Annotated in this window: 8 protein-coding genes; 4 read left to right on the forward strand and 4 right to left on the reverse strand. The window is 69.5% G+C overall.

The annotated features are described in order from the left end of the window. Positions 1 to 36 precede the first annotated feature (36 nt). Genes dgoD through PUR53_RS20705 form a run of 3 tightly spaced genes read right to left on the reverse strand, consistent with a single transcriptional unit; the run spans position 37 to position 2,724 of the window. The gene (gene dgoD, locus PUR53_RS20695) at positions 37 to 1,182 is read right to left on the reverse strand and encodes a galactonate dehydratase (protein WP_329900685.1); all 1,146 of its coding nucleotides are present in this window, start codon (positions 1,180 to 1,182) and stop codon (positions 37 to 39) included. Then, the gene (locus PUR53_RS20700; RefSeq protein WP_443078278.1) at positions 1,179 to 1,922 is read right to left on the reverse strand and encodes a FadR/GntR family transcriptional regulator; all 744 of its coding nucleotides are present in this window, start codon (positions 1,920 to 1,922) and stop codon (positions 1,179 to 1,181) included. The genes dgoD and PUR53_RS20700 overlap by 4 nt, the downstream gene beginning before the upstream one ends. Before the next feature lie 58 nt (positions 1,923 to 1,980). Further along, positions 1,981 to 2,724, reverse strand: a complete 744-nt coding sequence (locus PUR53_RS20705; protein WP_329900687.1) for an SDR family NAD(P)-dependent oxidoreductase — start codon at positions 2,722 to 2,724, stop codon at positions 1,981 to 1,983. Between the two features lie 166 nt (positions 2,725 to 2,890). On the opposite strand from PUR53_RS20705, the gene PUR53_RS20710 reads away from it, so the two are divergent. The 3 genes from PUR53_RS20710 (at position 2,891) to PUR53_RS20720 (ending at position 6,136) form a co-directional block, all read left to right on the forward strand. Continuing rightward, complete coding sequence (locus tag PUR53_RS20710; RefSeq protein ID WP_329909232.1) at positions 2,891 to 4,234, forward strand: ABC transporter substrate-binding protein; 1,344 nt, start codon at positions 2,891 to 2,893, stop codon at positions 4,232 to 4,234. 64 nt (positions 4,235 to 4,298) lie between these two features. Next, positions 4,299 to 5,210 (forward strand): carbohydrate ABC transporter permease, encoded by a 912-nt coding sequence (locus PUR53_RS20715; protein ID WP_329909234.1) that lies wholly within the window; start codon positions 4,299 to 4,301, stop codon positions 5,208 to 5,210. Next, positions 5,207 to 6,136, forward strand: a complete 930-nt coding sequence (locus tag PUR53_RS20720; protein ID WP_329909235.1) for a carbohydrate ABC transporter permease — start codon at positions 5,207 to 5,209, stop codon at positions 6,134 to 6,136. Before PUR53_RS20715 ends, PUR53_RS20720 begins: the two co-directional genes overlap by 4 nt. A 68-nt stretch (positions 6,137 to 6,204) precedes the next feature. On the opposite strand, the gene PUR53_RS20725 is transcribed toward PUR53_RS20720, so the two are convergent. Next, entirely contained in the window at positions 6,205 to 8,253 is a 2,049-nt protein-coding gene (locus PUR53_RS20725; protein WP_329909236.1) for a glycoside hydrolase family 2 protein, read from the reverse strand. A 160-nt stretch (positions 8,254 to 8,413) separates the two neighbouring features. On the opposite strand from PUR53_RS20725, the gene PUR53_RS20730 reads away from it, so the two are divergent. Continuing rightward, positions 8,414 to 9,703 carry a cellulase-like family protein gene (locus PUR53_RS20730; protein WP_329909237.1) on the forward strand — a complete coding sequence of 430 codons (1,290 nt, stop codon included), beginning with the start codon at positions 8,414 to 8,416 and terminating at the stop codon, positions 9,701 to 9,703. The last annotated feature ends 264 nt before the right edge of the window (positions 9,704 to 9,967 follow it).

The raw sequence follows: 9,967 nt of genomic DNA on the forward strand, positions 1-9,967 counted from the left end.
TCTCCTCGGGTCGGGGGTGTGGGGGCCTGATGGTGCTCACCACTCGGTGAACGACCCGTCGGCGCCCCGCCACACGGGGTTGCGCCAGCGGTGTCCGGTCTCGGCGGCCCGGCGTACGGCCTTCTCGTCGATGTCGACGCCGAGGCCGGGGCGGGCGGAGGCGACGGCGTATCCGTCCTGGAAGCGGAACGGTTCGGGGTCGAGCACGTAGTCCAGCAGGTCGCACTGCTGGTTGTAGTGGATGCCCATGCTCTGTTCCTGGATGAGGAAGTTCGGTACGGAGAAGGCGATCTGGAGGCTCGCGGCCAGGGCGAGGGGGCCGAGGGGGCAGTGCGGTGCCATGGCCACGTCGTACGTCTCCGCCATGGCGGCGATGCGGCGGACCTCGGAGATGCCGCCGGCGTGCGAGAGGTCGGGCTGGGCGACGGCGATGCCGCTGGTCAGGACCTCACGGAAGTCCCAGCGGGAGTACAGGCGTTCGCCGGTCGCCAGCGGAACGCTCGTGGACTCCACCAGGCCGCGCAGGTTGCCGGAGTGTTCCGGTGCGACGGGTTCCTCGACGAACAGCGGGTGCAGTTCCTCCAGTTGGGGCAGGAGGCGGCGCGACATGGCGGTGGAGGCCCGGCCGTGGAAGTCGACGGCGATGTCGCGTTCGTCGCCCAGCACTTGGCGTACGGCCGCGACACGGGCGACGACCTCCGCGGTGCGGGCCGGGGTGTCGATCGGCGCGAGTTCGGCCGAGGCGTTCATCTTGACGGCGGTGAAGCCCGCCTTCATCTGCTCCTCGGCCAGCTCCGCGACCTCGCTGGGCCGGTCCCCGCCGATCCAGGCGTACATCCGGACGCGGTCGCGCACGGGGCCGCCGAGCAGGCGGTGCACCGGGACACCGTAGGTCTTGCCCGCGATGTCCCACAGCGCCTGGTCGATGCCGGCCACGGCGCTGGAGAGGATGGGGCCGCCCCGGTAGAAGCCGCCCTTGGTGAGTACCTGCCAGTGGTCCTCGATGCGCAGCGGGTCCCGGCCGACGAGGTAGTCGGCCAGTTCGTGCACCGCGGCGCGTACGGTCTCGGCACGGCCCTCGATCACGGGCTCGCCCCAGCCGGTGACCCCCTCGTCGGTGGCCACGCGCAGGAACAGCCAGCGCGGAGCCACGAGGAACGTCTCAAGTCCGGTTATCTTCAAGGAGTTCCCTCGGAATGCTGGTCCGTCACGGTGTCGTCGTGGTCTTCCCGGGCCTGTACGGCGGCCAGGTCGTGGGACGCCTGGGCGAGCAGGGATTCGACGGCGGCCACCGCCGCGTCCGGGTCGCCCGCCTCGACCGCGTCGAGCAGTTCCTGGTGCACGGGGATGGAGTCGGAGAAGTGCCGGGCGCCGTGCACGATCCGGTCACGGACGCGCAGGCCGGCTTCGATGACGACCTCCATCCGGCTGAGCAGTTCGTTGTGGGCGGCGTCCAGCAGGGCGCGGTGGAAGGCCAGGTCCGCCTCGACCATCGCCTCCGCGTCCGTGCCGGCCGCCGCCATCGCGTCGAGCGCGTGGCGCAGCGCGTCCAGGTCGGCGGGGGTGCGGCGGGTCGCGGCGAGCCGGGCCCCGGCGGGTTCGACGATCGCGCGGACCTCGGCGAGGTCCTCCAGGAACCTGTCGGTGGGAGCGCTGCTGCCCTGCCAGCGCAGCAGGTCGCTGTCGAGCAGGTTCCAGTCGGCGCGCGGTCTGATGGTCGTACCGCGTTTCTGCTTGGACTCCAGGAGGCCCTTGGCCGCCAGCACGCGCAGCGCCTCGCGCACGACGGTCTTGCTGACGCCGAGTTCGGTCTCGAACTTGGCCGGGTCCACCACGGAGCCCGGGGGGTAGTCGCCGCGGATGATGCGCCGGCCCAGCTCCTCCACGGCCTGGCCGTGCAGTCCCCTTGGGGGATGGGTCACCACGTTCTCCGTTTCCGTATCGGTCCTGCCGGTCGGCGCCCGGCGGGGTGCACGACGCTCACGAGGACTCCTTCATGACGCTCCATCCTCCATCGACCACGAGGCTCGCACCGGTCACATAGGAGGCGTCCGCCGATGCCAGGAAGGCGACGGCGGCCGCCACCTCCTCCGGCTGTCCGAACCGCCTGGCCGCCGTGGCCGCCACACTGCGCTGCCGGTCGGGCTCCGGGATCCCGTCCCAGGCGGCGGTGAGGATGGGTCCGGGCAGCACCGTGTTGACCCGGATGTCAGGACCGTACTCGACGGCCAACTGCCGTCCCAGTGAGCACAGCGCGCCCTTCGCGGCGGCGTAGGCGGCATGGCCCGGCAGGCCGATGACCGCGTGCACCGAGGAGGTCAGGACGACGGAGCCCTTCGCCTCGCGCAGCATGGCCGCGAACGTCTTCATCGCGCGCCAGGCGGGCTTGAGCAGTACCGCCATCTGACCGTCCCACTCGGCCTCGCTCAGCTCGTGGGCGGGCTTGTTGAGCTGGGCGAAGGCGTTGCTGTGCAGCACGTCCAGCCGGCCGTGGTGCTCGTCGACGTGGCGGGCCAGGTTCTCCCAGTCGGCGGCCGAGGTCACGTCGCAGCGTACGTACTCCGCGCGTCCGCCGCCGTCCACGATGTCCGCCGCGACCGCCTTGCCGACCACGTCGTCCACGTCCGTGACCACGACCAGCGCCCCTTCGGCCGCGAGTCGGCGGGCCGTGGCCGCGCCGATACCGTGCGCCGCCCCGGTGATCACCGCCACGCGCCCCGTCATCCTGCGGCATTCCGTCATCACGTGCGTCTCCCTCGCTCCTGTCTATGCACCCACCCTAGCTGTTTCAATTAATTATGAATATATCTTGACGGGGTGGTGATGCCGCTCCGAGACTGACCGGCACACCAAGGCACCTTCAGCACGAAGCCAGGAAGGACCTCCTCCCATGAGCCGCACCACACCCCGCCGCAGAGGCCGGGGCGCACTCGCGACGACCCTTGTCGCCCTCTCCCTGCTCATCTCCGCCTGCAGTGGCTCGACCGACGGCCAGGACAAGGCACAGGCACCCGCCAAGCCCGGCGAGAAGGTCGACCTGCGCTTCTGGTCGTGGGTTCCCGGTGTCGACAAGGCCGTCGACAAGTGGAACGCCACGCACCCGGACATCCGCGTCAAACTGGAGAAGATCCCGGCAGGCAGCAGCGGCGGCTACGCGAAGATGCGCGCCGCCCTCAAGAGCGGCAACGCGCCCGACCTGGCACAGGTGGAATACCAGGAGATCCCCTCGTTCCTGCTGGAGAACGGCCTGGTGAACCTGTCCGAGTACGGCGCGGACAAGAGCCGGTCGAAGTTCGTGGACTGGCAGTGGCAGCAGGGGGTCTTCGGCTCGGCCGTCTACGCGATCCCCCAGGCGTCCGGTCCGATGGGCCTGTTCTACCGCTCCGACCTGTTCGAGAAGTGGGGCATCGAGCCGCCCGCCACCTGGGACGAGTTCGCCCAGGCCGCCCAGAAGGTCCGCGACGCCGATCCGAAGGCCTACATCAGCACCTTCCCGCCCGGCAACTCCGCCTGGTTCACCGCGCTCGCCTGGCAGGCCGGCGCCAAGTGGTTCGGCGTCGACGGTGAGACCTGGACGGTGAACATCGACTCCCCGGAGACCCTCAAGGTCGCCGCCTTCTGGGACGAGATGCGCACCAAGAAACTGATCAAGACCGAACCCGACTTCGCCAACGGCTGGTACAAGGACCTCCAGTCCGGTGCCATCACCTCGTGGGTCAGCGCCCAGTGGGGTGACGCCATCATCAGCGGAAACGCCCCCAAGACCGCCGGCAAGTGGGCGGTGGCGCCCATGCCGCAGTGGACGAAGGGCGCGAACGTGTCCGCGAACTGGGGTGGTTCCTCCACGGCTGTCCTCAAGGGCGCGGGGCACATCCCCGAGGCCCTGAAGTTCGCCGAGTGGCTCAACACCGACCCCGAGAGCGTCGACCTGCTGTTGCAGGGCGGCTACGGCTGGCCCGCGGGGGCCGACGCGTTCAAGGGCTCCTCGCTGGACAAGCCGTCCGCGTTCTTCGGAGGCCAGAAGTACAACGAGGTCTTCGCGGAGGCGGACAAGAACATCGACACCTCGTGGAAGTGGATACCGACGATCGCCGCCACCTACCAGCACCTCAACGACGGCTTCCAGGCCGCCGTGGCGGGCAAGGGCACGTTCGTCTCCGCTGTCCAGCAGGCACAGAAGCAGACCGTCGAGGACCTGAAGAGGAAGGGCCTGAAGGTTTCCACCGGCCAGTGACCGCCTCCGGAGGGCGCGACACGGCCGTCGCCGTTCTCCCCTCCGGACTCCAGAAAGTACCTTGATGCCGACCCGCACCCGAGCGCCCCGCCGCCGCAGAAATCTGGCGCCCGTCGCCTTCGTCGCGCCCTTCCTTCTGCTGTTCCTGCTGACCTTCGCCGTCCCCATCGGCTACGCCGTCCACCAGAGCGTCATGGATGTCGAGTACACCGGACCGCTGGGGCTCGGCGGCAGCCGTACCGTCTTCGTAGGGCTGAGCAACTACTCCCACGCGTTGTCCGATGACGCCTTCCTGCGCAGCATCGGCCGCGTCCTGCTGTTCGCGGTCGTCCAGGTGCCGGTGATGGTCGCGCTCGCCGCCGGGCTCGCGCTGCTGCTGGACAGTGCCTCGGCCAGAGGCGTGCGGTTCTTCCGCGCCGCCTACTTCCTGCCCTACGGCGTTCCGGGGGTCATCGCGTCCATCCTGTGGGGCTTCCTGTACGTGCCGGGAGTCAGCCCCCTCGTGGACGGCATGCGGCACCTGGGGGTGTCGGTGGACCTGCTGGGCGGGAACACGGTGCTGTGGTCCATCGCGAACATCGTCATCTGGGAGTTCGCCGGCTACAACGTGCTGGTGCTCGTCGCCCAGTTGCGCACGATCCCCGCCGAGTTGTACGAGGCCGCCCGCATCGACGGCGCCAGTGCGTGGACGACGGTCCGGTATGTGAAGCTGCCGCTGCTGCGCCCGGCCCTGGTGCTCACCACGGTCTTCACCATCATCGGCACGCTGCAACTGTTCGCGGAACCGCTGGTGCTCAAACCCGTCTCGTCGAGCATCGACAGCGCCTACACCCCCAATCTCAGCGCCTACAACGAGGCGTTCACCAACGACAACTACCACCTCGCCGCCGCCGAGGCGGTGCTGCTCGCCCTCGCCGCGTTCGTGCTCTCCTTCGGTTTCCTGCGCCTGATCAACAAGAGAGGTGGGGACGCGTGAGTCTCCAGACACCGGCCCGCGCAGTCCGGCCAAGGGGTGTGACGCCGGCATCCGACGACGGCACGACACCGCGCGGCGGCATCAGCGGCGTCACCACCCGCAGTCGCATCCTGGTCACCGGCCTGTTGGTGGCGGCCGCCGGGTACTTCCTGCTCCCGGTGTACTGGCTGGTCGTGGCGTCCACCAAGTCCACCGGCGAGCTGTTCGGCAGCTTCGGGCTGTGGTTCTCCCAACCCCAACTCCTGAGCAACCTGCGGCAGGTGGTCACCTACGACGATGCGATCTACCTGCGCTGGGCCGCCAACAGCCTGCTGTACGCGGGGGTCGGCGCGGGCGTGGCGACACTGCTGGCCGCGATGTCCGGCTACGCGCTGGCCAAGTTCTCCTTCGCCGGCCGCGACACCATCTTCAACGTCGTGCTGGGCGGTGTCCTGATCCCCGCCACGGCGCTGGCGCTGCCCATGTACCTGCTGTTCAGCAAGGCAGGTTTGGCCAACACCTACTGGGCGGTCCTGCTGCCGAGTTTCGTCAGTCCCTTCGGCGTGTACCTCTGCCGGATCTACGCCGCGGCGTCCCTACCGGACGAACTGCTGGAGGCGGCCCGCATCGACGGCGCGGGAGAGTTCCGCATCTTCAGGGTCGTCGCCCTGCGCATCATGACCCCCGCCCTGGTGACGATCTTCCTCTTCCAGTTCGTCGGCATCTGGAACAACTACTTCCTGCCGCTGGTCATGCTGTCCGACTCCAAGCTCTATCCCATCACCCTCGGCCTGACGTCGTGGCAGTCCTTCGCCGACCGCCAACCGCAGCTCTACCAACTGACCGTGGGAGGCGCCTTCGTCTCCGTCGTCCCCCTGATGATCGCCATGGTCGCCCTGCAGCGCTTCTGGCGCAGCGGCCTGACCGAAGGCAGCGTGAAGGGCTGACCGACCGGACGAAGGCGGAGGGGGGAAGGGCCGTCCGGCCCTTCCCCCCTCCGCCGTGCCCCGTCACGTCACCTGCCCCTGGGGTTCACCGCCTTGCGGAAGACATCGTGGACGAGCTTGGGCCGCTCCTCGTCGAAGGTGAGCAGACCCATGACGGAGATGCCGTTGTAGTCCTGGTTGTATCCGGCGCGCTGCTTGTAGTCCTTGAGGACCCAGTAGGTGAATCCGGCGACGAACTCGCTGCGTGCGGCCACCTGGTCCCAGTGCGCGGTGAAGCTCGCCGCCTGCCACTCCTCCGTGCCCTGCGTGGTGGCGGGGCCGTGCGTGCCGGCGACGGACCAGGTGCCGTTCTCGGTGATCAGGATGGGCTTGTCCGGATACTTCGCGTGCACCGCGTCGAGGGTGGGGCCGAGGTCGGCGTCCTTGCCGTAGAAGTAGCCGAAGTACTCGTTGAACCCGATCACGTCGGCGAGGTCGAAGGCGGGGTCGTTGCTGGTGTTGGAGGCCCAGGTCACGGGGCGGGCGGTGAGGTCGACCGCGTTGACGGCCGCCTTGAGGTCGGCGAGCCAGGCCCGGTAGACGGGAGCGCCGCCTGCGTCGATCTCCGACTCGTTCTGCAGCCCCCAGAGAATCACCGAGGGGTGGTTGTGCTGGTTCCACGCCATGGTCAGGGCCAGGGCGCGCGCGAGGCCGTAGCGCTCGGTCTGCAGCTTCTCCTGGGCGGTGTTGAGCCACATGGTGTCGATGTCGTCCATCACCAGGACGCCGTGCTCGTCCGCCCAGTCGTAGACGTACGGGTGGCGGTTGTAGACGCAGTTGCGGAGGAAGTTGGCGCCCACTTCCGTGAGGTGGCCCAGTTCCCGGTCGTACTCGGCCCGAGTCATCGCCCTGCCGTGCGCGGCGGTCTCCTCGTGCCAGTTGAGGCCCTTGAGGAACAGCGGTTTGTCGTTCAGCCGCAACTGCGCGTCCGCGACGGTCAGTTCGCGTACTCCGTACCGGGTGGAGAGGGTGTCCACCCGTGGGCCCGAGGGCTTCCCGGCGGTCAGGGTGGCACGGGCGGTGAGTGTGCGCGGCGCGGCCGGGCTCCAGCGCGGGGCGTGGGGTATCGGGACCGAGACGCGTACCACGCCTGCCGAACGGGCGGCGATCCGGGCGGCGACCACGGCGGGCCGGCCACCGCTGCCCCGGCCGGGATCCAGCGTCAGGCGGCCGTCGAAATCGACGTCGCCGTGGTTCTCGACGACCGCCCGTGCCTCCAGTCGTCCGCCCGCACCGACGACGAGCAGTTTGGCGATGGTGACCCGCGGGACCGCCTCGATCCAGGCGGACCGGGTCAGTCCCGCGTAGGGCCAGTAGTCGACGGGCTTGTACGGCAGCTCGTGGTCGTCCGTGACCGGCCGGGGGGCGGGGGCCGTGTAGTCGGTGTAGCTGGCCCGGCGGAAGACCCGGACGGCGATCGTCTGGCGGGTCCCCGGCTTCACGGCCCCGGCCACCGGAAGCGCGAAGGGCGAGTTGGCTCCCTCGTGCTTGCCGAGATGCTTGCCGTCGAGCCAGACCTCGGCGCTGTACCCGGCGGCGAGGAAGGCGATCCGTATGTGCCGGGCGCGCCAGGAACCGGGGACGTCGACGGTGGTGCGGTACCAGGCGTAGCCGTCGTTGAACGCGGTGCCCACCGCGAAGGGGGCGTCCTGCGAGCCGAACCCGGGTGTGTTCAGCAGGTCCCAGGCGGCCGGGACGTCGATACGGTCCCACGCCCTGTCGTCGTGGCGCGGAGACTGCCAGCCCTCGTCGAACCCCTGGTCGGCGGGGTCGAAGCGGAAACGCCACCGCTTGTCCAGGGACAGGTAGTCGCGGGTCGGCTCATGGGTGCGCCAACCGTCGAAGGCCGGGAGCACCGAGCCGTACTGGAAGACGACGTTGGTGCCGTCGACCTCGCGCACATGGGTCCCGGAGGGCTCCGTGGCCGGGTGGGTGTCCAGCACCGGGCCGTCCTGGGCGGCCACGGCCGTGCCGTCTGCCGCACGCGCCGTCTGCGGCCAGGCCGGCAGGGCGACGAAGGTGGCGGCGCCGAGTGCCGTGACGACGGTGCGCCGGGACGGATGAGTGGATTCGGTCATGGCGGGCGGCTCCCTCGATGCACATACGTGTTCGTCCGCCCCACAGCCTGGACAACCCCGCCACCCTCGTCAAGGATTATTCATAAATAATGAATTGAGCTAGCGTGGTGCCGTCGAACCGCCGACGGCGTCCCACCGCACACGAACGACGGGTGACCTCATGACCACCGCACAGCAGCAAGCCACCACGAGCGAGACCACGGGCCGGCTCGCCATCACCTTGTGGGACTTCAGCTGGTACACCCAGGCAGGTCCCGGCGAACCGTTCGCCGACCTCGACCGCGCCTTCGCCGAGACAGTGGACCGGGGCTTCAACACCGTGCGCGTCTGCGCCATGCCCTTCCTGCTGTTCTCCGGACGCGTCCAGGACCCGGAGTCGATCCACATCCGCGGACTGGGCGAGCAGTTCGGCCAGCGCACCCGCTGGTACGACGTGCGCGGCGGCTACCGTCTGGACGGCCGCCGAAGGCTCGTCGAGCTGTTCGAGGCGGCCGCCCGCCACGGCTGCAAGGTGATCGTGTCCTCCTGGGAGTACCAGCAGTCCCCCAGCTTCGCCGACACCGACGCCTGGCACCGCGCCCTGGCCGAGGTACCCGGCCCGGACCGCGCGGAGGCCGTGGCCGAAGCACTCGCCGGTCTCCTCGACTTCCTCACCGAGCGCGGGCTGGCCGACCAGGTCGCCTACGTCGAGGTGCACAACGAGGTCGACAACTGCTCCCTGGTACCGCGCGACGGCGTCACCCACTACGCCTATCTGCGCGGCCCTCTGGACCGTGCCGTGAAGCTCCTGCGGGCCCGCCACCCCGCCATCCCCGCCACCTACTCACTGGGCGAGCCCTGGCCGAGCGAGATCGACGACCTGCCGGAGGGAGCGCAGATCGCGCACTTCCACTTCTACGTCTACGGGGTGCTCGGCGCGCTCTACGAGGCGGTCGGACTCGGCCACGGCACCGAGGCGGCACCCGAGACGGCCGCCTGGCCCACTCCCGAACTGGCCGCCATGCTGCGCCCCGACGCACCCGCCTTCGCCGACTACCAGCCGGACGAGCCCTGGCGGCTGGCCGCCACCGGCATCCCGCGCGAACTGTTCTACGCCCACGACTGGGTCGACCCGGACCGCTGGGACCTGTGGCTGTACGAGAACTACGCGGCACACCGGCAGGCCATGCGGGAGACGCTGGCCTCCTGGGTCGACTCCGTCGCCGAATTCGCCGGCCGCCGCGGCATCCCCGCGGTCCTCGGTGAAGGCGTCGTCGGCTACACCCCGCTCCTGACACGCTTCGAGGAGGACGCCGTCGGCAAGGACATCGCCGAGTTCGTCGTCGACCGCTGTCTCGCCGCGGGCTTCCGGGGCGTCGTCCTCACCTCCAACGCGGCCCCGCACCACCCCATGTGGCACACCGACCGGGACTGGATGCGACGGGTCAACGCCCGAGTCACCGCGGCCTGAACACACCCCCGGGACGTGCGTGCGGCGGTGATGTCCCGAACAGGCAATCGGCGATGTCCGCCGGGGGAAAGACCCGGCGCCTGGTTCTCGGCTTCACTGTCGGCCACCCACGACGAAAGGGAGCCTAGTGTCCTGCGCCAGTAGTTGATCGTTAGTAGTTGCATGACTTCTGCTGCTGGTGCGTCAGTTCCCCGTCGGGGCCCCAAGTTGGAGCCGTTACTGCTGTCCGCTGAGGAGCAGGCGGAGTTGGAGCGGTGGACGCGT

Source organism: Streptomyces sp. SP18BB07, assembly GCF_036322545.1.
GTDB lineage: Bacteria > Actinomycetota > Actinomycetes > Streptomycetales > Streptomycetaceae > Streptomyces > Streptomyces deccanensis.